The organism is Lacisediminihabitans sp. H27-G8 (genome assembly GCF_046156175.1).
In the GTDB taxonomy this organism is placed as follows: Bacteria; Actinomycetota; Actinomycetes; order Actinomycetales; family Microbacteriaceae; genus Lacisediminihabitans.
Window position 1 is genome coordinate 182,728 of sequence record NZ_JAYLVL010000005.1, and the last position, 24,898, is coordinate 207,625.

21 protein-coding genes and 1 pseudogene are annotated in these 24,898 nt (G+C 63.7%); 12 read left to right on the plus strand and 10 right to left on the minus strand.

All coding sequences use genetic code 11. The features are described from left to right. Positions 1 to 14: 14 nt before the first annotated feature. The 3 genes from VLI63_RS15900 to VLI63_RS15910 are packed head-to-tail and all read right to left on the minus strand — an operon-like array spanning position 15 to position 3,554. Complete coding sequence (locus tag VLI63_RS15900; protein ID WP_409157841.1) at positions 15 to 1,376, minus strand: aldehyde dehydrogenase family protein; 1,362 nt, start codon at positions 1,374 to 1,376, stop codon at positions 15 to 17. Then, complete coding sequence (locus VLI63_RS15905; protein WP_409157842.1) at positions 1,373 to 2,200, minus strand: gamma-glutamyl-gamma-aminobutyrate hydrolase family protein; 828 nt, start codon at positions 2,198 to 2,200, stop codon at positions 1,373 to 1,375. Before VLI63_RS15905 ends, VLI63_RS15900 begins: the two co-directional genes overlap by 4 nt. Beyond that, positions 2,187 to 3,554 (minus strand): glutamine synthetase family protein, encoded by a 1,368-nt coding sequence (locus tag VLI63_RS15910; RefSeq protein ID WP_409157843.1) that lies wholly within the window; start codon positions 3,552 to 3,554, stop codon positions 2,187 to 2,189. Before VLI63_RS15910 ends, VLI63_RS15905 begins: the two co-directional genes overlap by 14 nt. Before the next feature lie 192 nt (positions 3,555 to 3,746). Between VLI63_RS15910 and VLI63_RS15915 the strand changes: the two genes are divergently transcribed. Together VLI63_RS15915 and VLI63_RS15920 are read left to right on the plus strand one after the other, a co-directional pair. After that, a complete protein-coding gene (locus VLI63_RS15915) occupies positions 3,747 to 5,288 on the plus strand; it encodes an amino acid permease (RefSeq protein WP_409157844.1) in 1,542 nt (513 codons plus the stop codon). Between the two features lie 132 nt (positions 5,289 to 5,420). Beyond that, positions 5,421 to 5,879, plus strand: a complete 459-nt coding sequence (locus VLI63_RS15920; RefSeq protein ID WP_409157845.1) for a hypothetical protein — start codon at positions 5,421 to 5,423, stop codon at positions 5,877 to 5,879. 431 nt (positions 5,880 to 6,310) lie between these two features. Here VLI63_RS15920 and VLI63_RS15925 read toward each other — a convergent pair whose 3' ends face one another. Beyond that, entirely contained in the window at positions 6,311 to 6,511 is a 201-nt protein-coding gene (locus VLI63_RS15925) for a hypothetical protein (protein WP_409157846.1), read from the minus strand. 159 nt (positions 6,512 to 6,670) lie between these two features. On the opposite strand from VLI63_RS15925, the gene VLI63_RS15930 reads away from it, so the two are divergent. The 5 genes from VLI63_RS15930 to arsA all read left to right on the plus strand — a co-directional run bounded on the left by VLI63_RS15930 (position 6,671) and on the right by arsA (position 11,216). Beyond that, positions 6,671 to 6,982 (plus strand): hypothetical protein, encoded by a 312-nt coding sequence (locus VLI63_RS15930; RefSeq protein ID WP_409157847.1) that lies wholly within the window; start codon positions 6,671 to 6,673, stop codon positions 6,980 to 6,982. Between the two features lie 76 nt (positions 6,983 to 7,058). Next, positions 7,059 to 8,483, plus strand: a complete 1,425-nt coding sequence (locus VLI63_RS15935; RefSeq protein ID WP_409157848.1) for an SPFH domain-containing protein — start codon at positions 7,059 to 7,061, stop codon at positions 8,481 to 8,483. A 168-nt stretch (positions 8,484 to 8,651) separates the two neighbouring features. Next, positions 8,652 to 9,041 (plus strand): metalloregulator ArsR/SmtB family transcription factor, encoded by a 390-nt coding sequence (locus VLI63_RS15940; RefSeq protein WP_409157849.1) that lies wholly within the window; start codon positions 8,652 to 8,654, stop codon positions 9,039 to 9,041. A 17-nt stretch (positions 9,042 to 9,058) separates the two neighbouring features. Next, positions 9,059 to 9,451, plus strand: coding sequence for an arsenite efflux transporter metallochaperone ArsD (gene arsD, locus VLI63_RS15945; protein ID WP_409157850.1), 393 nt, complete (start codon positions 9,059 to 9,061; stop codon positions 9,449 to 9,451). A gap of 7 nt (positions 9,452 to 9,458) precedes the next feature. Then, on the plus strand, positions 9,459 to 11,216 hold the full coding sequence (arsA, locus tag VLI63_RS15950) for an arsenical pump-driving ATPase (RefSeq protein WP_409157851.1): 1,758 nt from the start codon (positions 9,459 to 9,461) through the stop codon (positions 11,214 to 11,216). 50 nt (positions 11,217 to 11,266) lie between these two features. Here the strand turns inward: arsA and VLI63_RS15955 are convergent, their stop codons facing one another. From VLI63_RS15955 to VLI63_RS15975, 5 genes are all read right to left on the minus strand, one after another. Beyond that, positions 11,267 to 11,677, minus strand: a complete 411-nt coding sequence (locus VLI63_RS15955; RefSeq protein WP_409157852.1) for an arsenate reductase ArsC — start codon at positions 11,675 to 11,677, stop codon at positions 11,267 to 11,269. A gap of 74 nt (positions 11,678 to 11,751) precedes the next feature. After that, positions 11,752 to 12,654 (minus strand): metalloregulator ArsR/SmtB family transcription factor, encoded by a 903-nt coding sequence (locus VLI63_RS15960; protein WP_409157853.1) that lies wholly within the window; start codon positions 12,652 to 12,654, stop codon positions 11,752 to 11,754. 65 nt (positions 12,655 to 12,719) lie between these two features. Then, the gene (locus VLI63_RS15965) at positions 12,720 to 13,202 is read right to left on the minus strand and encodes a hypothetical protein (protein ID WP_409157854.1); all 483 of its coding nucleotides are present in this window, start codon (positions 13,200 to 13,202) and stop codon (positions 12,720 to 12,722) included. 867 nt (positions 13,203 to 14,069) lie between these two features. Further along, entirely contained in the window at positions 14,070 to 15,419 is a 1,350-nt protein-coding gene (locus VLI63_RS15970; RefSeq protein ID WP_409157855.1) for a glycoside hydrolase family 28 protein, read from the minus strand. Further along, a complete protein-coding gene (locus VLI63_RS15975; RefSeq protein ID WP_409157856.1) occupies positions 15,416 to 17,950 on the minus strand; it encodes a glycoside hydrolase family 2 protein in 2,535 nt (844 codons plus the stop codon). Before VLI63_RS15975 ends, VLI63_RS15970 begins: the two co-directional genes overlap by 4 nt. Positions 17,951 to 18,212: 262 nt before the next feature. Here VLI63_RS15975 and VLI63_RS15980 point away from each other — a divergent pair, with 262 nt between their 5' ends. The 5 genes from VLI63_RS15980 (at position 18,213) to VLI63_RS16000 (ending at position 23,823) form a co-directional block, all read left to right on the plus strand. Further along, positions 18,213 to 19,487, plus strand: coding sequence for an ABC transporter substrate-binding protein (locus VLI63_RS15980; protein WP_409157857.1), 1,275 nt, complete (start codon positions 18,213 to 18,215; stop codon positions 19,485 to 19,487). Between the two features lie 79 nt (positions 19,488 to 19,566). Next, positions 19,567 to 20,490: a carbohydrate ABC transporter permease gene (locus VLI63_RS15985; RefSeq protein WP_409157858.1), complete on the plus strand. Its 924-nt coding sequence runs from the start codon at positions 19,567 to 19,569 to the stop codon at positions 20,488 to 20,490. A gap of 31 nt (positions 20,491 to 20,521) precedes the next feature. After that, the gene (locus tag VLI63_RS15990; protein WP_409157859.1) at positions 20,522 to 21,334 is read left to right on the plus strand and encodes a carbohydrate ABC transporter permease; all 813 of its coding nucleotides are present in this window, start codon (positions 20,522 to 20,524) and stop codon (positions 21,332 to 21,334) included. Positions 21,335 to 21,386: 52 nt separating this feature from the next. Next, a complete protein-coding gene (locus VLI63_RS15995; RefSeq protein ID WP_409157860.1) occupies positions 21,387 to 22,775 on the plus strand; it encodes a glycoside hydrolase family 28 protein in 1,389 nt (462 codons plus the stop codon). Positions 22,776 to 22,815: 40 nt separating this feature from the next. Continuing rightward, a complete protein-coding gene (locus VLI63_RS16000) occupies positions 22,816 to 23,823 on the plus strand; it encodes a LacI family DNA-binding transcriptional regulator (protein ID WP_409157861.1) in 1,008 nt (335 codons plus the stop codon). 250 nt (positions 23,824 to 24,073) lie between these two features. On the opposite strand, the pseudogene VLI63_RS16005 reads toward VLI63_RS16000, so the two are convergent. Then, positions 24,074 to 24,739, minus strand: a pseudogene (locus tag VLI63_RS16005) (IS30 family transposase); the annotation flags it as partial. Positions 24,740 to 24,898: the final 159 nt, after the last annotated feature.

Consider the following 24,898-nt stretch of genomic DNA (forward strand, 5'->3'; position numbering starts at 1 on the left):
GACCCGCGGATCGGTCAATCGGTGCTGATGAAGACGTTCTTGGTCTCGGTGAACGCGGTGGCGGCATCCGGTCCGAGCTCGCGCCCGAGACCGCTCTGCTTGAAACCGCCGAAGGGAGTCGAGTACCGCACAGAGGAGTGCGAGTTGACCGAGAGGTTGCCGCTGTCGATCGCGCGGGAGACGCGGATGGCGCGGCCGACGTCCCTCGTCCAGATCGAGCCGCTCAGGCCGTAGATGCTGTCGTTGGCGAGGGCGATGGCGTCTGCCTCGTCGTCGAATGGCAGCACACTGACAACCGGGCCGAAGATCTCGTCCACCACCACCCGGTCGGTGCGTGAGTCGGGCAGCAGCACCGTGGGAGCGAACCAGTAGCCCGCCCCATCCGGAGCGCTTCCGCGGAAGGCGACCTGGGAGTCATCGGGGACGTACGACCGGACCTTGGCCAGGTGCGCGGCGGAGACCAGCGGACCCATCTCGGTGTCCTCTGCGAGCGGGGATCCCACTCGCACGCCCTTCACGGCGGGCTCCAGCAGCTCGAGAAAGCGGTCGTAGACGCTGCGCTGCACCAGGATTCGGCTGCGCGCGCAGCAGTCCTGGCCGGCATTCTCGAACACCGCGTAGGGGGCGGTGGCCGCGGCCTTCTCCAGGTCGGAGTCGGCGAAGACCACGTTCGCCGACTTGCCACCGAGCTCGAGGGTCACCGCCTTCACCTGGTCGGCGCAGCCGGCCATCACTCCCTTGCCGACCGCGGTGGAGCCGGTGAACACCACCTTGCGCACATCCGGATGGGTCACGAACCGCTCACCGATCACGGAGCCTTTGCCCGGCAGCACCTGGAACAGCCCGGGCGGCAGGCCGGCCTCGAGGGCCAGGGCACCGAGGCGGATCGCGGTGAGCGGTGTCCATTCCGCGGGCTTCAGCAGCACCGCGTTGCCGGCGGCGAGCGCGGGAGCGAAGCCCCAGGCCGCGATCGTCATGGGGAAGTTCCACGGCACGATCACGCCGACGACGCCGAGTGGCTCGAGGAAGGTCACGTCGATGCCACCGGCCACCGGGATGGTCTTGCCGATCATCCGCTCCGGAGCGGCGGCGTAGTAGTCGAGCACGTCGCGAACATGCCCGGCCTCCCAGCGCGCCTGCGAGATGGGATGCCCGGAGTTCGCCACTTCCAGCCCCGCGAGATTCTCCAGGTCGCCGTCGACGGCCCGCGCGAATCGGCGAAGGGCAGCGGCCCGTCCGGCAGGCGGGAGTGCCGCCCAGGCACGCTGGGCGGATTTCGCGGCGGCGACCGCGTCATCCACCTGCTCGAGGCTGCTGTGCTCGACGGTCTGCAGCGACACCTCGGTTGCCGGGTTGATGAGGGTGATCCCGGTCATCGGGCCGCCTCCGCGCGATGGTAGTCCCTGGCGGCATCCACGAGGCCCGCGAAGAGCCGGAGGTCATCGCCGGTCTGCTCCGGATGCCACTGCACGGCCACCCCGAACGGCACGCCATCGAGCTCCACCGCCTGGATCACGCCGTCGTCGGTGCGCGCGGTCACTCGAAGTCCGTCTCCCACGCGGTCGATCGCCTGGTGGTGGTAGACCGCCACCTCGAGCGGATCGGTGCCGACGAGTCGTCCGACCGCGCTGTCGGCTTCCGCCTCCACATCGACTTGGCTGAAGGTGCCGCCGCCGAGCTGGTACTTGTCGGTGCCGATGATCTCGGGGAGGTGCTGGTGCAGGGTTCCGCCGCGCGCGATGTTGAGCACCTGGGCGCCACGGCAGATTCCGAGGAATGGCAGTTCGCGCGAGATCGCCGCAGTCAGGAGCGCATCCTCCCAGGCATCCCGGTCGGTACGCGGGGTATCCGTGGTGGGATGCGGGTCCTGGCCGTACCGGGCCGGGTCGACGTCTTTACCGCCGGTGATCAGCAAGCCGTCGAGCCCATCGAGCACCCGGTTGGCGATCTCCTCGGAGACGGGCTGCGGTGGCAGGAGCACGGCGATGCCGCCCACGCGGGTGATCGCCTCCAAGTAGACCTTCGGCAGGAAGGCGGCCTGCACGTCCCACACCCCGGTCTGCGCCTGCTCGAGGTAGGTGGTTAGCCCGATAATGGGCGCGCTGGAGCTATCGTGATCGCGCCAGCGATCACGCGACGCCAGCGCCGACGGAGCTTGCGACGTCGGGTTTGCCGCAACAGTATTCTCAGAAACGCTCAAAGCCGCGCACCCGCTCCCAGTCCGTAATAGCGGCATCGAAGGCCTGAACCTCGATGCGCGCGTTGTTGAGGTAGTGCTCCACGACATCCGCCCCGAAGGCTTCGCGCGCGATCTCGGACTGGCCGAAGAGTTCCGCCGCCTCCCGCAGCGTCGTCGGCACGCGCGGGGCATCACTGCCGTAGGCGTTGCCCTCGAACATCGGCTCCAGCTCCAGCTCGTGTTCGATTCCGTACAGCCCGCCGGCGATCAGCGCCGCCGTGGCGAGGTACTGGTTCACATCGCCGCCGGGCACCCGGTTCTCCACCCGCATGCCGAGGCCGTGCCCGACGACGCGAAGCGAGCAGGTGCGGTTGTCGAGCCCCCAGGCGACGGCCGTGGGGGCGAAGCTTCCGTCGACATAGCGCTTGTAGGAGTTGATGTTCGGCGCGAAGAACAGCGTCATCTCGCGCATGGTCTTCAGCTGCCCCGCGAGGAAGTGGCGGAACATCTTCGACATGCCGAGAGTGTCGGCGTCATCAGCGAAGACGGCAGTCCCGTCGGCGCCGCGGAACGAGATGTGGATGTGGCAGGAGTTGCCCTCCCTCTCGTTGAACTTGGCCATGAAGGTGAGCGCCTTGCCGTGCTTGTCGGCGATCTCTTTCGCGCCGTTCTTGTAGATCGAATGGTTGTCGCAGGTGGTGAGCGCGTCCTCATAGCGGAAGGCGATCTCCTGCTGCCCGAGGTTGCACTCGCCCTTCACGCCCTCGCAGTAGAGCCCCGCTCCCTCCATCGAGACGCGGATGTCCCGCAGCAACGGCTCCATGCGCGTCGAGGCGAGTAGCGCGTAGTCGATGTTGTAGTCGCTCGCCGGGGTGAGACCGACGTAGCCCTTGCTCCACGCATCCCGATAGCTGTTATCGAAGACGATGAACTCGAGTTCCGTGCCGACGTAGGGCACGAGACCCTTCTCGGTGAGCCGGGCGATCTGCTTCTTCAGGATTTCACGGGGAGCCGGGTCGACCGGTCGCTCGTCGAGCCAGGTGAGGTCGGCCATCACGAGGGCGGTTCCCGGGAGCCACGGCACGAGTCGGAGCGTCGACAGGTCGGGGATCATCGCCATGTCGCCATAGCCCTTCTCCCACGAGGAGATGCGGTACCCGTCGACGGTGTTCATCTCGACATCCACCGCTAGCAGGTAGTTGCAGCACTCCGCACCGTGGCTGCTGATCTCCTCCTTGAACAGGCGGGCGGATGCCCGTTTGCCCACGAGTCGCCCCTGCATGTCGGTGAATGCCACGATCACGGTGTCGATTGCGCCGTCATCGATGAGTTTGTTGAGCTGGTCTGTAGTGAGCATTCCCGTGCGAGCGGCCATGGGGGTTCCTCGTCTTCTCGAGCGTTTGCCAACCATTGCATCACGGTGGCACGACCCCGATCCTAGGGCGTGTAATGCACTGTTTACATCCAAAGGTAGACACGAAGTACCAATAAACGCCATGCTCTCCGATAAGCGTGACGCGGTGGCTCATCGCGCCCGGCTCCCGACGATCCCCTCCTGGAGGAATGCATGTCAAAGAACACGGTCTCCGGCGTCACCTACACGAAAGCCGAAGACGGCTATTTCGAGAAACGAAGTCTCAAGCGCACAGCCGGATTCTGGGGCCTCTGGGGCATCGGAATCGCGGCCGTCATCTCCGGCGACTTCTCCGGATGGAACGTCGGCCTCGCGACTACGGGCTGGGGCGGCCTGCTCATCGCCACCATCGTCATCGTGATCATGTACTTCACCATGATCTTCTCCATCGGGGAGATGTCCGCGGCGATGCCGCACACCGGCGGGGCGTATTCCTTCGCCCGAGCGGCGATGGGACCGTGGGGAGGATTCGTCACCGGGATCTCCGAGTCCATCGAATACGTCGTCACCACGGCAGTGGTCGTGCTGTTCTCGGCCGCCTACGCCGGTCAGATCATCACCGACCTCACCGGCGCGGAGGTACCGGCCTGGCTGCTGTGGATCATCCTCTACGCGGTCTTCATCGGCCTGAACTCGCTGGGAGCCTCGGTCGGATTCCGATTCGCCCTGATCGTCGCGATCATCTCGATGGCCGTGATCCTGCTCTTCGCGGTGCTTTCCATCGCGAATGGTGCGGTCGACTTCTCCCGGCTGTTCGACATCGCCCCGACATCGGGCAACTCCAGTTTCCTGCCATTCGGCGGCGTCGGCATCCTGTTCTCGCTGCCCTTCGCCATCTGGTTCTTCCTCGGCATCGAAGAGTTGCCGCTGGCCGCGGAAGAGGCGAAGAATCCGGCGAAGGACATCCCGCGCGCGGGAGTATGGGGCATCATCACCCTGGCCTTCTTCGGGCTTCTCATCCTCTTCCTGAACCCCGCAGTGACGGGCTCGAAGGCCCTCACCGTTTCGCCGGGTGACGGCGACGAACCGCTTCTCGCCGGCTTCCGGGCGTTCCTGCCCGACAGCGTGGCTGCTCTGCTCGCACTCTTCGCACTCATCGGGCTGCTCGCGTCGCTGCAGGGCATCATGTTCGCTTACGGTCGCAACATGTACTCGCTCTCCCGGGCCGGCTACTACCCGAAGTTCCTCTCCCTCACCGGCAAGAAGCATCAGACCCCCTGGGTGGCCCTTCTCGTCGGAGGAGTGATCGGCTTCGTGATCCTCGTCGTCGTTGCGCTGGTCATCCCGGCTGTCAACCCGGATGCTGCGGGTGCCGCCACCGGAATCATCCTGTTCATCGCGGTCTTCGGCGCGGTCATCTCCTACGTGATGCAGATGATCTCGTTCATCGTGCTCCGCCGTAAGTTCCCTTCCGCGAAGCGCCCCTACAAGAGCCCGACCGGTATCGTCGGCGCCGTCATCGCCGGCATCATCGCTGTCGCGGCGTTCATCGGCATCGTGGCGAACCCCACCTTCAACCTCGCGGTGATCACCTTCGTCGTCATCTTCGTCGTCGGACTTGCCATCTTCGCCCTCGTCGGGCGCAACCGCCTCGTGCTCTCGCCAGAGGAGGAATACGCCATCAGCGGCGGCCTCCACGGCGACCCCCAGACCGAGGGCTACGACGCGATGGAAGACGAGGTCTTCAGCAAGTAACCTGCACCGTTCGAAAAAGGCTCCGGATGTCGCATCCGGAGCCTTTTTCGCGTCGGCGTGTCATCGGCCCTGTTCGAGGGGTCGGGCGCATACTGAGCAAACTATCAACCTGAACTTGAAGGGTGAGTCGTGATGGAATCACGCACGCACAGTCGTACGATCTCGCCCGAGGAGTCGGCAGAGCTCGAAGAACTCGTCTTCGAACTGGTGCGCGAGCGATTGCTCAAGGCCGTCGGGGCAGGTGGCATGTGGACACTGCAGTTCCGCGCCAGCACCGACACCGACTCGCTCTTCGGCGAGACGATCTCCGAATACATCGCCCGTGACATCGCCGACCAGATCGCCGCGCCCCGCGCCGCGGTAGAACTCGCCGAGGCCTCGGACGAGGCCGAGCTCGAGCGCGTCGAAGACGACGTCCAGGCCTCCGTCGACGAAGAGATCACCGTCGAGCAAGAGATCACCGTCGAGCAAGAGACCACCGTCGAAGCCGTCGACTGGTCCACCGCGCCCGCGCCGGCAGAAGCCGATGTCGTTCTCGTCGACGAGCAGCACGACGAACACCGCATGTTCAAGCCGCGCAAGGCCGCCTGAGCGGTCGGTTCGGCGAGTGCGGAAGCGCACTCTGGGCGCAGGGCGTCAGTCGCAGTATCCGCGCCAGTCGCACTCGCCAACCGTCGCAGTGTGCCCGGCGCAGTGTGCCCGGCGCAGTGTGCCCGGCGCAGTATCTCGGCGCAGTATCTCGGCGACCTCGGCGTGAGGCGTCCCCAGCTCACGGATCACGAGTCGTGCCCCGTTAAACACTGATCGCCGCCGCTCCGAGGAGCGGCGGCGATCGGGGTTTAGACTCGATTCCCGAACCGAGGCAAACCTGAATCATCGTGCCAAAAGCGCCCCCGCGCTCGACACACGATATTCAGGAGACCCAGAGTTTGTGTTGCCCCCTGCATCTGGCTCAACTTTACCTCCGCAATGCCGAGCTTGTCTCTAGTGGGGAATACCCCAGAACGGGTGGTTAACGCTCGCTAGCTGAATTTCTTGCGAGCGACCTTCGCGGCCTTGTTCCGCACCTTCTTCGCCTTGGCGCGAGCCTTCTTGACCTTCGGGTCATTCCAGTACTTCGTCGCGGCGTGGGTGATCTCCTTGTACCGGTCTTCGCCCGCCTTGGCCCCCAGAATGTAGGCGGCGAAGGCGACGAGCACGATCAGCACGTACTTGAACTTCATAGTTTTCTCCCTTGGTTACCGCCCATACGGTGCCCTCATCCGGTCGGATGGTCAATCCCTTAGCGGCAGATCCTCGGCTGGGCATTCCTCGAAATCGTCTCCTGTCAATGGCTGCTCTGAAAGTCACCGCCGTTTTAGGCTCGAACCATCCTCGGCGCAATGGAGCCCGAGAACATCGGAGCGGGACACATGACCATCCACTCGACAGCCACGCGCGGCATCGGCAGTTCCGATGCAAACGGGCGATCCTTCGACAAGATCGTGCGCCACGGGGGTCGGAGCTTCCTGGCCACCTCCACGATGGCGGCGATTTTCGCGGCCCGGGCGGAGGATGTGATCGCCCGCCTGGATACCGAACTCGTGCCGCTTCTTCATCGCGACGGCGTCGAGCTGCTGCTCGTCGGACCGAACACCGCGTTCGCCGTCGTCGACGCCGCGGCCGGACTCCGGGGGTCCTCCCCCCGCCAGTAGCACCCTGCGGGCGAGGGAGGCTCGTGCAATTTGTCGAGGGATGTTAGCGTTCGGGCACCGAACAAAGGACGTCGTCGTGCCCTTCAACCTCAATCCCCTCGTGGCGATCATCGCCGCCGTGATCGTGGTCTTCCTCATCGTGCTCATCTATGCGAAGTCGATCTACAAGAATGCAGGCCCGGATGAGGCGATCCTGATCACCGGCAAGCGGGCGAAGGTGAAGACCGTCGACGGCGTCGCGACCGAGGAGTCGGGCATCCGCATCGTCGTCGGGTCGGGGGTCTTCATCACCCCGTTCTTCCAGAAGGCGTTCAAGATCAGCCTGCGATCGCGCGCGATCGAGCTCGCCGCGGTGGCGCAGGACGCCCGCGGAATCACCCTCACCGTCGAGGCCGTGGCCATCGTGAAGGTGGGCGACACTCACTCCGCCATCCTCGCCGCCGGCCAGCGCTTCATCGGCAACGACAAGAACATCGACGGTTTCGCCCTCGAGGTGCTGTCGGGTTCGCTGCGCTCCTCGATCGGTGGCACGGATGTGCAGACCATCATCCAGAAGCGCGACGAACTGGGTGCCGCGGTACTCTCCACCGCGCGAGAGTCTCTGCTCAGCCAGGGCCTCGACGTCGACTCGTTCGAGATCAAGGGCATCTCCGACGACAACGACTACATCCACAACATGGGCCGCGCCGAGCAGGCCTCCGTGCTGAAGGCCGCGGAGGTGGCCGAGGCCCAGGCCGGCCAGGCCTCGCAGGAGGCGTCCATCGCGGCGGAACAGGCCGTGGCGATCGCCCAGAACACCCTCGCGCTCAAGCGCGCTGCCCTGCAGCTCGACACCGACAAGGCCACGGCGGAAGCCGCCGGCGCCAAACCTCTCGCCGAGGCGAAGACCCAGCAGAACATCGTGCACGAGCAGGAGGTGACCGCGCAGGCCGCAGCGAAGCTCCGCACCGCGCAGCTGGCCTCGGAGGTCAACGCGGTCGCGGATGCAGATGCCTACCGCGTGAAGGTCGCGGCGAACGCCGCCGCCGAGGCCCGAGTGATCGCCGCCACCGCCGAGCGCGACAGCCGGGTCGCGAATGCCGAGGCGATCCGCGCGGAAGGTCAGGCCACGGCCGACGCGATCCTCGCCAAGGGCCAGGCGGAGGCGGCGGCCACCAAGCTCGCGGCCGAGGCGGTCGCCCAGAAGTCCGAGGCGCTCATCCAGCTGCGACTCGTGGAGATGCTGCCGCAGATCGCCCATGAGCTGGCGGCCCCGATGGGCAACATCGACCAGCTGACGGTCGTGTCGACGGATGGCGCGAGCCAGCTGACCAAGAACGTCGCGGGGGGCTTCACCGAGATCGACGCCGTGCTCAAGTCGACCACCGGAATCGACCTCCGCGGGCTGCTCGGCAGCTTCGCTGGCGGCGCTGCGGCCGGGGCAGCGGCGGGGGCTTCGGCGACAGCGTCACGAACGGCTCCGCCCGCTGAGGCGCCGGTGGTGGATCAGCCCCAGATCTAGCGCGGATACAGATCTAGCGCGGATACAGGTCTGGCGAAGATGCAGCGCCAGCGATCGATACAGTTCCCGCGATCTATTCTCTACTGCTGCTCTGGCCCGCTGCGGGCCGCGGTCCTCGGTTGCAAGAGACCTATTTGATATATGTCGAATTAATGCGACACTGGTCGCATGCCCAAAGCACTGCCCGTTCTCGACGACATCTCGCCCATCTGCTGCGCGCCGCTGTCGTCTACCCCGGACTTCCCCCTCGACGATGCGGTTCGCCTTGCCGTGCGCCTGAAGGCCATGGCAGACCCGGCTCGGCTTCGACTCATCGCCTACATGCTGAACCAACCCGACCAGGAAGCGTGTACCTGTGACCTGGCCCCAGCCGTCGGGCTCTCGGAGGCGACGGTCAGCCATCACCTGAAGACTCTCGAGAAGGCCGGGCTGGTCTCGAAGGAGCGCCGGGGCATGAATGTGCATTACGCGGTCGAATCCCCAGCCATCCGCGCTCTCGGCGTCGCCATCCAACTGGACGTCCCCGCCGCTCTCGACCCCACTACCTGTTCAGCCTGACCGAGAAAGAGAACACCATGCCAACGATCCGTATTTACGAACCCGCGCTGTGCTGTGACACCGGTGTCTGTGGAGTAGACGTAGACCAGTCGCTGGTCACCGTCACTGCAGACGTTCGGCGCTTGCAGGAACTGGGCGCCGACATCGTGCGCCATGATCTGGCCACCGACCCCACCGCATTCACCGGCGACGAGACGGTGCGGGCCTTCATGAACACCGTCGGGTCGAAAGGACTTCCGCTGACTGTTGTCGACGGTGTCACAGTCGCCACCGGCTCCTACCCCACGGGGGAGGCACTTCGCGATTTTGCCGGGCTGGGCGCTCCCGATCAGCCGTCTCGGTCTCGCCTCGAGCTCGGGCTCACCGAGAGCTCGGCCGGGGGTTGCTGCGGCGGTTCCGGATGCTGCTGAGACGATCGTGAGGTTTCTCGAAGACCCGCCCCGGTTCGTGTTCTTCACCGGTAAAGGCGGGGTCGGAAAGACCTCGGTTGCCTGTGCGACGGCGCTGGAGCTCGCCAGCGGCGGAAAGCGGGTGATGCTCGTGAGCACCGACCCCGCATCCAACATCGGGCAGGTCTTCGACATGACGATCGGCAACACGATCACGGCAGTCTCCGCAGTCCCGGGGCTGTCAGTGCTCGAGATCGATCCGGAGCAAGCGGCTCAGGCGTACCGTGAACGGATCCTCGCACCCGTGAGAGGGCTGCTTCCCGAGAGCGAGATCGCCGGGATTGCCGAGAGTCTCTCCGGATCGTGCACCACGGAGATCGCGTCCTTCGATGAGTTCACGAACCTGCTCACCGACACCGCGGCCTATGGGCTCTACGACCACATCATCTTCGACACCGCCCCCACCGGCCACACCATCCGGCTGCTGCAACTGCCGGGATCGTGGACGGAGTTCCTCTCCACCGGCAAGGGCGACGCCTCCTGCCTCGGACCGATGTCGGGGCTGGAGAAACACCGGACCATCTACGCGAACGCGGTCGAGGTACTCACCGATCCCACGCGCAGCCGTCTGGTTCTCGTCGGTCGCGCACAGGCATCCTCCCTGGCCGAAATCGATCGCACCTTCGCGGAGCTGTCGGAGATCGGCATCCGCAGCGGATACGTCGTGATCAACGGGGTGTTGCCCGATGCCGCCGGTGATGAGCCCATCGCCGAAGCCGTGCGGAACCGGGAGGGCGAGGCCATGCGGGCCATGCCGCCCTCGATTGCGGCCCTGCCGCGAGACACGCTCGAGCTGAAGACCGGCAACATGGTGGGCATCGCGGCACTCCGAAGCCTCTTTGCGGCCGGTTCGTCAGCCACCCCAATTCTTTCGCGGGCCGAAGAGACCATCGAGGCGCCCCTTGCCGCCCTCGTCGATGAGCTGGAGAGGGACGACCACGGTCTCATCCTCTGCATGGGCAAGGGCGGCGTCGGCAAGACCACCATCGCTGCCGCGGTCGCCGTCGCCCTCGCGGAACGAGGACACGAGGTCCACCTCACCACCACCGATCCCGCAGCGCATCTCACGGAGACGCTTCACGGCAGCGTGCCGGGTCTGACCGTCTCCCGAACAGATCCGGAAGTGGCCACGCGGCAGTATAGGGACCACGTCCTGGCCACCAAGGGCAAAGATCTCGACGAGAACGGCAGGCTGGCCCTGGCCGAAGACCTCCTTTCACCGTGCACCGAAGAGGTGGCGGTCTTCCAGCAGTTCTCCCGTGCGGTCCACGAATCGCGGCGCCAGTTCGTCGTGATCGACACCGCCCCGACGGGCCACACGCTGCTGCTACTGGATGCCACAGGCTCCTATCATCGCGAGATTGCCCGTCAGATCGGCGACAGTCTCTCGTTCGTCACTCCGCTGATGCGACTGCAGAATCCCGAGCAGACGAAGGTGATCCTCGTCACCCTGGCCGAGACGACGCCGGTACTCGAGGCCGAAGGGCTTCAGCAGGATCTCGAACGGGCGGGCATTCACCCCTGGGCCTGGGTGGTGAACAACTCGATTGCGGCGGCGCATCCACGATCGCCGTTCCTCCGTCAGCGCGCCGCAAACGAGGTCGAGCAGATCGGCCGGGTACGAGCTCTCAGCCCGCGGCTGGCGATCGTTCCTCTCCTTGCCGAGGAGCCCGTCGGCGAACGGCGGCTTTCGGCGTTGACCGAGGGTGCACGCCAGCCCGCCTGACCGCGACTGATTGGCCCCGCTGACTACGCCGACCGTCGCGGCCGGCGTGGTCAGTCGATTGCGGGCAGCAACTCGGCAAGCAGCGCCTGAACACGGGCTTTGATGTCGTCGCGGATCGGGCGCACCTCGTCGATGGGCTTGCCCCTCGGATCGGTCAGCTCCCAGTCCTCGTAGCGCTTTCCGGGGAAGATCGGACAGACGTCTCCGCAGCCCATCGTGATGACCACGTCGGAGTCCTTGACCTGCTCGGTGGTCATGAGCTGGGGCACCGCCTGGGAGATGTCGATGCCCTCCTCTGCCATTGCCTGGATCGCCATCGGGTTGATCTGGTCTCCCGGTTCCGACCCGCCGGATCGCACCTCGACGGCACCCCCGGAGAGCTCGCGCATGTACCCGGCGGCCATCTGCGAACGACCCGCGTTATGGATGCAGACGAACAGGACTGTCGGCTTCTCGGCCATGGGATTCCCTACTTTCGACGATACCGAAAGCATAGACCGTGATCTATCAGTTGATGACGCAGTTGGTGGACAATTCAGGCGGAGTTCACCGCGAGCGACACGAGGAGTTCCCGCACCCGCGATTCGATGTCGTCCCGGATGCCCCGCACCCGTCCGATCGGCAAGCCCACCGGGTCCTCGATGTCCCAATCGAGGTACCGTCTGCCCGGGTAGATGGGACAGGCGTCCCCGCAGCCCATCGTGATGACGACATCCGCCGCTCGCACGACCTCGTCCGTCAGCGGCTTGGGGAACTCGCCGCCGATCGACACTCCGATCTCGTCCAGTGACGCGACGACGACCGACCGGACGGCATCGGCCGGCGCGGATCCGGCCGTGCGCACCAACACGGCATCCCCGGCCAGATGGCGCAGGATCGCCGCCGCAATCTGTGATCGGCCCGCGTTCTGCACGCAGACGAATAACACCTCGGGAACCCGGTCGATCGGGGGTGATTCGCTGCGCGCCAAGGCCGACAACCGGTCCGCGGCGAAGCGAGAGGTGAGGGACGGGAGGTATTTCGTGGTCCGTTCGCCGTCGGCGAGGAGGGCGTGGCTCTCCCGCACGTACCGTTCGACGGTCTCTGGTCCGAACACTCCCGCGAATCGTGCGGTGAGATCGGTCGAGATCCGTTCGAGCACAGCCTCAGCCAGTTCCGTCGAGCGATGCGGGTTGAGCACCTCCGCCACACGATCGACATGATCCGGATGCATCGAATACCAGGCGAGACGGCCTTCCGGAGTGCGCGTCACCAGGTCTACATCCACCAGCGCCTTCAGGTGATGGCTCACCGTCGGTTGGCGCAGCCCCAGCTGGAGTGCGAGCTCCCCCACCGATCGCCTGCCCTCCGGGCTCTCCATGATGAGCCCGAGGATGCGCGCGCGGGTCGGATCCGAGAGGAGCTTCAGCTCTCCGGAGACCCGCGACTCGGTTTCCATAGACGGCAGTCTATGCGAGCGGCGGTCGAGCCAAGAGGAACCTCAGACCCGACCCTCGATCGGTATCAACCGAAGCGGATCACTCGCAGGCCGGCCGCATCCAGGGCCGCGAGGCCGACGCGTTGCCGAATCGATCGTCGCAGCTGCAGCGGAACCAGCTCCGGCACCGCCATAGTGACCTGGAAGAGGATCTCTGAGGCGAGAAGCCGGAGGAGGCGGGGTGGAGTCATGCGCGAGCGGCCGCTCTGGATCACGCCGATCTGCACGGCGTCCGGCGCGAGAAGCGCATCCATCCCCCGCAGCATCGTGGCCGCTCGCGCGAACGACGATCTGCGGCCGTCGCCGTCGACGGCGAGGATCACGATCGCCGCCTTCTGGCCGCTCGCGATGAGCGTGGTTCGATCGGTCACGGTGATGTCGGACAGCTCGCTGCCCGAGCGGATGCTCGCGAGCAGCTCGTCGGCGTCGCCGTCGATGAGGATCGGGCTCGCCGACAACCGGTCGGCCGCAGCGCGAATGGCCTCGGCGCGACTTCTCGAGGAGGGCATGAGTACATCATCCGGGATGGGAGAGTCGAGTGTTGTGGTGCACCCCCCCGGACTTGAACCGGGAACCCACTGAGCAGGATTGAAGCTGCCACGGCCGTCCCGGAAAGTCCTGAAACCACGCTTGGACGGCATTTTTGGCGACATCGAGTCTCTTGCACTGACATAGCGGTACTCACCGGTATTGGGGTGCCGGTTTCCATTTCGGTGAGAATTCGGTGAGTAGAGAATGACTCGTGCCCGCTCCACCGGCCGGCTTGGGGTCCATTAGAGTCGGGCCGGTTACGACCCTGACGGGTGAAGTTGACCGGACAGTGGTGCTGAGTCAGCCATACCTCCTCGTTCCCGAGAGCCGACCGGCAGGTCGGCCCGCGATCTGCCGAGGTTGATGAGATCGATGAATTCGACCCCCGAAGCAAAATCGCGCCTCGTCGCGAACCAGTCAGCCGAGTCGTCGTCCAACGATCGCGAACGCCAGAAGGTCGTCAGCCTCGAAAATGAACGGATAGAGCGGTCCAGCGACTCCGTCTCGTTCGTAAGACGCCCGTTTATCGGGCTCAAAGTCGGGCGGCTCAAACGGCGATCTTCCGACCAGCAGGGAGCCCAATCCCAGTAATGACAAGGATGTGTCTGTTGATCGTCCGGCTATGGGGCATCAGAGTCAGCTGTGTTGGATGGCCATCATCAATTGCGCTGGTCGACTTCGTGGCCGTTATGAACACGCCCGCCGCACTGGTTGCTTAACCGGGAACTGTCACCTATCAGTGCAGCTGACCCTTTCGACGCGACGAGTATGTCGACGCACAACGGGGCAACCTAAATGGCCAAAGTGGTCCTGGCTAACGCCGCCAGAGACAGCTGGCCACCTCCTCAGCGATCGACCAGCCGCTCGCCGTCCACTGAGATGTCATGAAAATCAACGTTCATCGAGTCGGTGATCCTGGCCACCGCGGTGCGGCTCAGTTGAGCGCTTCGGGTGACCCGGACGTCCCGCAAAGCGGATCCGCGGACGCCGTGCACGCGGATCGCTACGACAGGGTCGTCGAAAATGCCCCCGTGAGGCACAGGTCGGATATCAGCTCGATGCGGGTCTGTCGCAGATACGCGATCCGGAGCAATGAGCTCCAATTCGACGTCGCTCACGGTAATGCCCTCGACGGCGCCATCCACCTCCGAATAGAGGAAGATACCGCGTGGCGATCTCGCGGTAATCCCCCGGAAGGAGATCTCCGATACGGTGCCGACTCGCGTCGATCTGGCCGCCGCGGTCACGTATATCGGCTCACCACGACCCCACCACCGCTCGTCGAACAAGTCGGTGTTGACGACGATGTTCTCGAATCGCACCCGCCGGATCATCCCGCGTTCGCGCAGACTCACCGCGAGTCCGCGATTCGAGGAGTAGATGACGCATCCCGACACGACGACATCCTGAATCGCGGTGTCGCATTCAACGCCGCAGAGGATCGCTGTCGAGGAGCTTTGCAGCGTACAGCCGACGATCGTCACGTTCTCGCAGACCCGGCCATCCCGGGTGCTCTCGATGGCCGCCTTGAGGCAGATCGCGTCGTCGCCCGCCTGGATATCGCAGTCGCTAATCCGGACGCCGCGGCATGCGTCGATGTCGATGCCGTCGCTGTTTGGCATCCTGACATCGTTCTTGATTGAGACAGCATGGACCACGACGTCATCGCAACGGCTCAGCCGTACCGTCCATAGCGAGCCGTCGACGATCCTTACATCGGTGATCGCCACCCCCACGATATCTCGGAAGTAGATGGTGAAGACACGGTGATCGGCGGCGGCATGGATGTCAACACCCGGCTCGACCACGTAGCTGCGGCCGTTCCCATCGATGACACCGCGTCCGGTGAGCGCGACGCCGCGCGCGTCATCCGCGGAGAGGAACGAGGCGGTCAGCACGGAACTGTGGTCACTGGCCGGTTCGTCCATCTGGACGACGCCATTTTGCCGAACCGAGAAGTCTGCGAATTCAGGCGACGCCTTCAGCGTCGCACCACCGGGGACGTGCAGTTCGACATGGGAGAGCAGCACGATCGACCCGGCAAGATAGGTCTTGCCGGGAGTGAGGACGACACGACCGCCCCCGGCATCGGATGCCCGGACGATGGCCGCCTGGATTGCGGCGGTGTCGAGGGTCGACCCGTCGCCGGTCGCCCCCTCGTCGTCCACCAAATAGTCGAGCGTGGGCACGGTCACCCTCGATCCATGCGGGCGATGAGCTGGTTCGCTGAACGAAGAACCTCGGGAGCCGTGATGGCGTTCTCGAGGACCGTACCATCCGTCTCGATCGCGAATGTCGCGCTCTCACCCGGCAGCAGTGTTACCAACGCCTGGTCGACTCGTGCGTCAGGAGCCACCTTGTCCACGAGCAGAGTCAGGTCCCTCACTAGAGTTTCGGCGTACACGGTCAGGAGGTAGCCCGCGGCGTTTCGCATAAATTCTGACCTGAGACGATGTTCCGGAAGTGAGCTTTCGCGGTAGTCGGCGAAGAACCAATCGGCCGAATGACCGTCGAGGTCAGCGCGGATCATCTCCGAGGTCTCATCTCCTGGCACAGCAATGTGGCCGGGAATATCCTGACGCCAGGATGCGCGCGCCAATACGTGGATCGGAATCTGCTCGGCAGCTAGGACGGAGCCGGAGAAGTCATAGCGGGTGATGGCTAGAGTGCCCGACCAGTCCCTGTCGGTGTCGTTGATCATGATGGCCTGCACACCGCCATCGCTCGGCTGGAGTGTCACTAGCCGGTCCGCGTGCGCACGTCGCAGCGCGTGAAGCAGCGGCTTCGCTCGACCGTATCCATCGACCGCGGCCCAGGACGTGACCGGCCAGCTATCGTTTAGCTGCCAGACAATCGAGCCCATGCAGTGCGGGGCGAGGGATCGGAAGTACTCGATCGCCGTTCGAATCGCGACCGCCTGGTTCAAGGACATCGCCCAGTGCCAGTCCTCCATATCGTTTGGAAGTGGGAAGTGTCGGACAAGGCCGTCTGTGAGCTTCGCGTTCCCTTCGGTCGCCTTCTGGTGTGCGAGCATGCCGGGCGACTCCGGGGTGAGCGGATTGTCGCTGATGGATTCCGTGAGGGTCGCCCACGACGGGGGTCCCTGCCAGCCGAACTCGGAGACGAAGCGGGGTGCGTAGTCGCGGTAGTGGGAATAGTCCTTTTGATTCCACAGATCCCAGATGTGCATGGTGCCGTGATCGGGGTCATTGGGCGATTCGGGATTGCCGGGCGAGAACGGGCTGCCGGGGGTGTAACCGACGTGGGGTGCGAGCTCGGCGACGATCGCGGGGAAAAGTTCGTAGTAGTAACGACTTCCCCATGTCTTGCCTTCGAGGCGGAGGGGCCATCCCCACTCGGTGTACCCCCAGATGTTCTCGTTGTTGCCGTTGAAGACCACCAAAGACGGGTGAGTGCCGATGCGAGCGACCGCTTCGCGGGCCTCCGCCTCGAACTCGGAGAATAGTGGTTCCTCTTCGGCGTATGCGGCGCACGCCAGCAGGAAGTCCTGCCAGGTCAGGAAGCCACGCTCATCGCACTCGTCGTAGAAGTCCTCGCTCTCGTAGATGCCGCCGCCCCACACGCGGATGAGGTTGATCCCGGCGAACTCTGCCTGCTCGAGACGGGCCGCGTAACGGGCGCGGTCCACCCGGTGCGGAAATGCATCGTCGGGAATCCAGTTCGCCCCTTTGACGTAGATCGGGCGATCGTTGACCCGAATAGTGAAAGGCGTCCCGGCATCATCCGGTGTCATTTGGAGTTCCACGTGGCGAAAGCCGATCCGTTTGATTACCTTGTCGAGGGAATGCTCGCCTATGGACCGCTCCTCATTGTTCCCCGCGTTGTCGTGGAGTGTCACTGAAAGCTCGTAGAGGTTCGGCTCTCCATAACCGCGTGGCCACCAGCGTTTGACCGAAGGGAGGTCGATGATCAGCGTCGCGTCGGTCTGACCGGGCTCGAGCGCGAGCTCCACAGTGTGCCCGTCGATTGTCGCGACGAGTGCGAGATCCGCGTCGCCGGGGCGGGCGAGCTCGACGTGGACGACGACCATTCCGCCTGCACCCGTGTCGCCGACGGTTGCCACTGGGCGCACGCTTTTGATGCGCGCAACCGAGAAGCTCTCGATCGTCACCGGGCGCCAGATGCCGGAGGTCGCTGTGTCGATCCCCCAGTCCCATCCAAAGCTGCATGCCATCTTGCGGATGGCGTTGTATGGGTGTCGATTGGTGTGGGGCCGATATTCGAGTTCGAGGCTGGCGCGGTCGGCGTAGGTCACGGGTGCCGAGAAGTCGACACACAGTTCGTTGTCCCCGTCAATCAGAAGAGGCGCCACATCGAAGCGGTAGCTGCGGTGCATGTTTCGAGTGGATCCGATGAGAGTTCCGTTGAGTCTGATCTCGGTGATCGTGTCGAGCCCTCCGAAGGCGATTTCCACCGTGTCGGTGTCGACCGGCGACCATTTGAACGACGTCGAGTAGCGCCAATCCGTTTGGCCGATCCATCTCAGGAGGCCTTCGTTCGCGTCAAGGTACGGGTCGGGGATCAACCCTGCGGCGAGGAGATCGGTGTGCACCGTTCCGGGAACTGACGCGGGAACACTGATCCCCACCAACTCGGTCGGAATCGGCCCACGCACCGCCGCCAGCGTCCAACCAAAATCTAGGCGGCGCACCACCGGCCGCGTCGCACCTACCGCTGCCAAACCGGTCGCTGACGAAGAATTCACGAACATGGTCCTTTCAACTTGCAAACGATATTTGAACTTAACGTTCAGTGAAGCACGCGCGAAACAATGGACACGAGAGGCACTGCTTGAAGCTGTGGACAGGCAAGCGGTGATGTAATGCTCGCCGTACTGCAGCAGTCTTGCACCAATTTACGGCAGAGCACAGCCCCCGCGAATGTGGTCGTCCCAAACTTAACCGGTTCATTGACGCGGAGCGTTTCCCGTGTTTAGATCAGGTCACCCATTCCTGCAAGGAGGCAAGATGAAGTACGTAAAAGCGGTTGCTGCGGCAGCTGCACTAGTCACGGTGGTAGCTCTCACCGGATGCGCCAGCGGATCCTCTGGTTCCGCGAAGACCCTCAGCATCCTCTCGAACGTTCAGCCTGGTACCCCGCAGGCGAAAGTTCAGGCCAGGGTCGTGGCGGCGTTTGAGAAGGCCACAGGCGCTAAGGTCAAGGTGTCTTCAGCCGGCGTCGACATACCGAAGGTGTACGAGACGTCGGTGGCGGGACATAAAGAGGCGGATGTGGTGATGGTAAACCTCGCCGACACCACACCCCAGTGGGTAAAGCAAGGGATCGCGGTCCCTGCCTCGAAGTACCTGTCGAAGTGGGGCCTGAAAAGCAAGATCTTGCCGGAGGCACAGAAGCAGTGGACCGACGCCAAGGGCCAGGTTATGGGATTTCCCTATAGTGGATTCGTCTGGCCGGTCTGGTACAACATGGCGCTGCTCAAGCAGGCTGGGATCACGGCAGTCCCCACGACCACCGATGAGCTGCTCGCCGACGTGGAGAAGATGAAGGCCGCCGACGTCCCCACACTTGTGGTGGGTGGATCGGACTGGTCCGGCAACAAGCTGTTCTTGCAGATCGCGCAGTCGTACTTGTCCGCGAAGCAGGCAACGGACGTGATGGCCAATGGAGGCTACTGCTCCGCAAGCTCGCTCAAGGGAATCAGCCTCTTCACCAAACTCCGAGATGCGGGCCTCTTTCTCAATGGCACTCAGGGCTACACCTCCGATCAGATGAACGCAACTTTCTATGGCGCTAAGGCAGCGATCATGTCTGCCGGATCGTGGGCGTTCGCGTCGACTCCGACCGCACTCCAGAGTGATGTGAAGCTGGGCGGATTCCCTATTCCTTCTGGGAGCTCATTCGATAAGCCGACCGCGTTCGAGGGCTATACAGGCCTCGGATTTTGGATCAGCAAGAACGGTGACAAGTCGGACAAGATCGACCTGGTTAAGAAGTTCATCACGTCGTGGTACTCGCCCACGGTGGCTGCCGAGTACGCTCAGGCCACCAGTGCGCCGGTAGCACTTGTCTCGACCTCGAACAGCCAGACTTTCACGAACACCGTCACTGCTCAAGCAGTCAACGACCTGCCTGGCAAGGTCGCCTTCGGCGTCATGCCCGACACGGTTGTCCCCGCGAACCTGCAGGATGCGCAGATCCGCGTGACAACCGAGGCGTACGCACCGGGCATGAGCGCACAGCAGATCTGCTCGGCGCTGAACGCCATCTATCCCACGAAATAGGCAGTGTCACTATCCTGCGCAGGCGGTACTTTGTGCCGCCTGCGCAGGCCCATCCCCTGTCAAGTTCCGAGGAGACCCCATGACCTCCGTCACTGAGAAACCCCTTCAGCTCCCTCTGTGCGAACCCACTCGGCGCCGTCGGCCGTTCAGCCCAGCGCTTGGCCTGCTGTCCGCGCCCGCCATCATCTGGTACGCCCTGTTCACCATCGGGCCGCTTATCGCGGTCTTCGTCGTGGCCACGCTCGACTGGCCGGGCATCATCGCCACCCCGAGCTTCATCGGAGCGAAGAACTATCAGACAATTTTCGACGACCCGGTTTTCTGGATGTCCGTCCGCAACACCTTCGTGCAACTGATCATCGTGATCCCGGTCATGATCCCTCTCGCCTTCATGACCGGTTACTACGTCAGCATGAAACCGCGAGGACACCGCATCCTGCGCATCATCCTCTTTACGCCCGCGCTGCTATCGGTGGCGGCACAGGCAATCGTTTTCTTGTCTATCTTCGCGCCGACCGGATTGCTCAACGGAGCCCTGACCAACGTCGGACTGTCCTCTCTGGTGACTCCCTGGCTGGCATCCGACAGCACGGCGCTCGGAACCGTCATCGCCGTCAACCTGTGGTCCGGCATCGGCTTCACTGCCATTCTTTTCAGCGCTCGACTGTCCGCCGTCCCCGGGGAGGTCTACGAGGCCGCCGAACTTGACGGAGCGCGCCACTGGCGACGCATGTGGCAGATCGCCTTTCCGATTATCAAGGACTATTTCGGCGTCCTCACCATGCTGCAATTCCTCTGGGTGCTCTTCTCGTCGGCCGCTACAATCCTGCTGCTCACTGACGGCGGTCCCGGCAATGCCTCCTCGACACTGTCGTTCCTGGTGTATTCCAAGGCGTTCGAGCAGAACGACCTCGGGTACAGCCAGGCTGTCGGCACGCTCCTCTTCGTCCTAGGCGTCATCGGGATGGTTCTGATCCGACGTCTATTGCGAGCGAGGTACTGATATGGCCACGTCTGGTCGCGCGAAAACCGGGATGAGTCCCGTCGCCCACGTCCTAGTCTGGGTGTACGGGGCCCTGCTCGTCATCCCGGTCTACTTCATGCTGATTTCTTCGTTCAAGACCAACGAAGCGATTTTCAACTCGCCCTTCGCCTTCCCGACCAGTTTCTCGTTCTCGAACTTCGTAAACGCCTGGCAGAACGCCAGCATGGGAACGGCGTTAGTGAACTCGACAATCGTCACGGTGGTCGCCGAGCTGCTCACTCTGGTGCTCGCAGTCCCGGCCTCCTATGCGATCGCCCGCGGTCGTGGTCGCGCGAGCAAAGTGGTCGAAGGAGTCTTCGCCGCCGGTCTGCTGGTCCCCGGGTTCGCCGCCCTCGTCCCAACGGTTCTGCTCGCGGTCGCTGTCGGGCTCTTCCACACCCGTGAATTTCTGTTCCTGTTTTTCCCCGCGACGGTCCTTCCGCTCTCTGTGATTCTTCTCGCGCAGTTCATGCGTTCGGTGCCGGCCGAGCTGGAGGAGAGCGCGATGATCGACGGTGCATCCCGAGTCCGAATCCTCATCAGCGTCTACATCCCCATCGTCGTGCCAGGAATTGCGACCGTCGCTATCCTCAACTTTCTAACCTTTTGGAACGAGTACCTCTTCTCGCTGATCCTGGCCGGCCCCGAAACAGACGTGAGAACGGTGCAAGTGGCCCTCCCCGCGCTGGTGTCACAGACCAACACGCAGTACGGCGTCTTGATCGCCGGTGCGCTCATCACCATGATCCCCGTCTACATCGTCTACATCGTTTTGAACCGTCGACTCGAGGATGCCCTGCTGCAGGGGGCGCTCAAGGGCTGAACAAGCGAACTCAGCGGCACATCACAACAGACTCACCGGAGAAACCAGGACAATGACCTCAACATTCAATATTCGCGACTTCGGGGCCATCGGAGATGGAGTCGCGAACGACGCCCGGCCGATCCAGGCGGCCGTAAACGCCGCACACGAGCGGGGTGGCGGCACCGTTCTGGTGCCCGGCGGAGCCACCTTCCTCTCCGGGTCCATCGTTCTCAAATCGAACGTCGAGCTGCATGTGGAGCGAGGAGCAATCCTGCAGGCTAGCGGCAAATGGGAGGACATCACCGAAAGGCATTCCGTCACCGCGCTTTCTTCTGGTGTCACCACCGATGGCTGGGAGCAGAGCGGCATCTTCATCGCGGCATACGAGGCGACCAACGTGGCGATTAGCGGTGCCGGGACCGTCGACGGCGGCGGTCGTCATTACGTGTTGGAAGATCTCGGCCCGATCTACCGCATGCCGATCAACCGACCCTTCACGGTCTTCTTCATCGGATGCACGGATGTGGTCCTCACCGAGACGATGTACCGCGACGGTGCCTTATGGACCATCCGTCTCTCCGGATGCGAGAGCGTCCACATCCAGGGCATACGCATCCGCGGCGACATGAAGCTGCCGAATGCCGACGGGATCGATATCGACCGATGCCGGAACGTGCGCATCAGTGACTGCGACATCCGCTGCCCCGACGACGCGATCTCGCTCAAGACCTGCGAAGAGTTCCCGCAGTACGGGGCGTGCGAGAACATCACCGTGACCAACTGCGTGCTGGAATCCCGATCAAGCGCTCTCGTGGTGGGAGTCGACGCCATGGCGCCGATCCGGAATGTCATCTTCAGCGGCTGCGTCATCGTGAACAGTCACCGCGGCTTGTCGGTCAACCTCGGGCAGAACGCACTCTACGAGAACATCCTTTTCTCAGACATCGTCGTCGAAACTCGGGTCTTCGACGACAGATGGTGGGGACGTGGCGAGCCGATTTACGTGTCCGCGTTCCCTTGGCAGGACGACATCGGCAGGATCCGCAACGTGCGCTTCGTTAACATCCTCGCGCGCGGCGAAAGCGGCGTGCACATCTCCGCGGTCCGGTCGGGGCTGATCGACGGCGTCCTGCTCGACAACGTCCGTGTCGAGGTCGATCGCTGGGGTGACGTCGAGGGTGGTTTTGTCGATCGTCGACCTTTCAGCGGAGAGCCGAAGATCTTCGCGAGCCCGATATCGGCGTTCCACATCGACCACGCCTCGAATGTCAGCATGCACAACTGCGAAGCCGCGTGGGGAAGCAATCTTCAGGATTATTTTGCGCACGCGTTGGAGGCGGTCGACGTCGACGGGCTGCGGGTTGACGGCTTCATCGGAGAGGCCGCCTTCGCGGGTGTGGCTGCCGAGCATGTGCGTCGAGGCGAGATGTCCGTCGCGGGTGTGATCAGCAGGGCATGATAGGTGGATAGTGCGAGGGATTGGACTGCACATTTCTCGAGTGACGATCGCGGACATTGCCCAGCAGGCTGGCTTGTCGAAGGGTGCGGTCTCCTACGCGCTCAACAACAAGCCGGGTGTGTCGGCAGATACGCGTGAGCGCGTCCAAGCGATCGCCAGCGGGATGGGATGGCACCCAAGCCTTGCTGCGCAATCGCTTACCACCTCGCGCAGCAACGCAATCGGTCTTATGCTTCAGCGCCCTGCCCGGATGCTCGGCAATGAACCCTTCTACATGGAGTTCATAGCTGGGATCGAGACCATCATTGCGCCGAACGACATTGCTCTCGTGCTCCACATGGTGGAAAACTCGGAGCGCGAGGTCGCTATCTATGAGCGATGGTGGGCACAAGGCCGAGTAGACGGTGTGCTCCTCGTGGACGTCGTTTTGGGCGACCCTCGCGTAGAGGCGGTCAATCGACTCGGGCTTCCGGCCGTGGCGATCACTACCCGTGAGGCTGCGAGGGGACTCCCGCACCTGTGGACCGACGACAGAGCCGCGATGACCGCGGCCGCCCGGTATCTCATCCGACTCGGTCACAAGCGGATCGCCCGCGTCAGCGGGCTGGCCGCCCTAGATCACTCAGTGGTTCGAAACAGCGCCTTCACCGCCGCCGCCGCCGAGGCGGGTCTCGATAGTGCGACGATTATCAGCACCGATTTCAGCGGTGAAGCGGGTTCGCGCGCGACGCGAGACCTGATGTCCGCCGCCGCTCCACCGACCGCGATTATCTACGACAACGACATCATGGCGGTCGCTGGTTTGAGCGTCGCAGCGGAGATGGGAATCGATGTGCCTCGAGAGCTGTCATTGTTGGCCTGGGACGATTCGCCTCTGTGTCGATTGACCCACCCCGCACTGTCGGCGATGAACCGTGATGTCTCCGAACTCGGCGGGCAGGCAGCGGAGATGCTGTTGACTCTGATAAATGGCGGCCACGTCGAAGATCGGGAGTCCGCACTACCGGTGCTAATTCCACGGGGCAGCACCAACGCCGTCTCGCCATGAACGCCGAGCCCACGTTGATCCCTGCGGACGAGAAGGCTTCTTGTTGTTTGATTCAGAAGGGCGTGGAGTTTGACGCTATGCGCCAGCGTTTTGAGAATCCTCTTCACGCATCGTCCGACCACTAGGTCAGGGACGCGATCAACAACTTCGGTACACGTGGCGTAGCCAATTGAGGTTCCGGTTGCGGGCGGTTGCGGCTTCATCCAACTCGAATCGACACATTCCGGTGTCTCATAACCAAAGGGCGGTCTCAGGCGGTCGTCGCAACAGTGGGTTTTGGTGGGTTCGAGAGTAGCTTCTCGAGGGCGGCTGCGGGGGTTGTTCCGTTGAGGGTTTTCCGGGGGCGCTGGTTGAGTTCGGTGGCGACTTCGAGGAGCCGATCCGGGCCGTGGGCGTTGAGGTTCGTGCCCTTCGGGAAGTACTGGCGTAAGAGCCTGTTCGTGTTCTCGTTCGAGCCGCGTTGCCAGGGTGATCGTGGGTCGCGGAAGTAGATCGCCATGTCGGCTGCGATGCTGATCTCTTTGTGCTAGGCCATCTCGGTGGCCTGGTCCCACGTCAGCGAGCGGCGCAGGTGTGCGTGGAGTGTCTGAATCGTGGCGACGAGGCCATCGCGGACGTTCTCGGCGCTGTGCCCATCGGGCAGGTGAACGGGCATCACGTAGCGGGTGGTGCGTTCCACGAGAGTGCCGATCGCGGAACCCGGCCTCGCACCGACGATGAGATCGCCCTCCCAATGCTCCGGGACGGCGCGGTCGGCGGCTTCGGCGGGTCGTTCGCCGATCATGACCTTGTCGCGGATCTTCCCTTTCGCGGTGAACCGCTGACTGCGGGGACGTCGGGCAGCGCGTCCCGTGCGGAGATGTTTATGCAGATCAGCGCGTAGATGACCACGCCCTTGGACGAACAGGGTCTGGTAGGGGTCAGCTCACGAAACGGAAGAAATAACACGGGAGGTTCAACCGGTCAGCGCACCGGTGAGTTGTTCAAGTCTCTCATTTGGGGTGGCGTATCCGTAGCGTTTCCGCGGTCGCCGGTTCAGGGCAGCAGCCACCGTGTTGAGGTGTTTCTGGGTGTG

Excerpts from the sequence above, each read along its gene's own strand:
- VLI63_RS15900 (WP_409157841.1), bottom strand. The coding sequence starts at position 1,376 with ATGACCGGGATCACCCTCATCAACCCGGCAACCGAGGTGTCGCTGCAG.
- VLI63_RS15910 (WP_409157843.1), bottom strand. The coding sequence starts at position 3,554 with ATGGCCGCTCGCACGGGAATGCTCACTACAGACCAGCTCAACAAACTC.
- VLI63_RS15915 (WP_409157844.1), top strand. The coding sequence starts at position 3,747 with ATGTCAAAGAACACGGTCTCCGGCGTCACCTACACGAAAGCCGAAGAC.
- VLI63_RS15920 (WP_409157845.1), top strand. The coding sequence starts at position 5,421 with ATGGAATCACGCACGCACAGTCGTACGATCTCGCCCGAGGAGTCGGCA.
- VLI63_RS15925 (WP_409157846.1), bottom strand. The coding sequence starts at position 6,511 with ATGAAGTTCAAGTACGTGCTGATCGTGCTCGTCGCCTTCGCCGCCTAC.
- VLI63_RS15930 (WP_409157847.1), top strand. The coding sequence starts at position 6,671 with ATGGAGCCCGAGAACATCGGAGCGGGACACATGACCATCCACTCGACA.
- VLI63_RS15940 (WP_409157849.1), top strand. The coding sequence starts at position 8,652 with ATGCCCAAAGCACTGCCCGTTCTCGACGACATCTCGCCCATCTGCTGC.
- arsD (WP_409157850.1), top strand. The coding sequence starts at position 9,059 with ATGCCAACGATCCGTATTTACGAACCCGCGCTGTGCTGTGACACCGGT.
- VLI63_RS15955 (WP_409157852.1), bottom strand. The coding sequence starts at position 11,677 with ATGGCCGAGAAGCCGACAGTCCTGTTCGTCTGCATCCATAACGCGGGT.
- VLI63_RS15960 (WP_409157853.1), bottom strand. The coding sequence starts at position 12,654 with ATGGAAACCGAGTCGCGGGTCTCCGGAGAGCTGAAGCTCCTCTCGGAT.
- VLI63_RS15965 (WP_409157854.1), bottom strand. The coding sequence starts at position 13,202 with ATGCCCTCCTCGAGAAGTCGCGCCGAGGCCATTCGCGCTGCGGCCGAC.
- VLI63_RS15980 (WP_409157857.1), top strand. The coding sequence starts at position 18,213 with ATGAAGTACGTAAAAGCGGTTGCTGCGGCAGCTGCACTAGTCACGGTG.
- VLI63_RS15985 (WP_409157858.1), top strand. The coding sequence starts at position 19,567 with ATGACCTCCGTCACTGAGAAACCCCTTCAGCTCCCTCTGTGCGAACCC.
- VLI63_RS15990 (WP_409157859.1), top strand. The coding sequence starts at position 20,522 with ATGAGTCCCGTCGCCCACGTCCTAGTCTGGGTGTACGGGGCCCTGCTC.
- VLI63_RS15995 (WP_409157860.1), top strand. The coding sequence starts at position 21,387 with ATGACCTCAACATTCAATATTCGCGACTTCGGGGCCATCGGAGATGGA.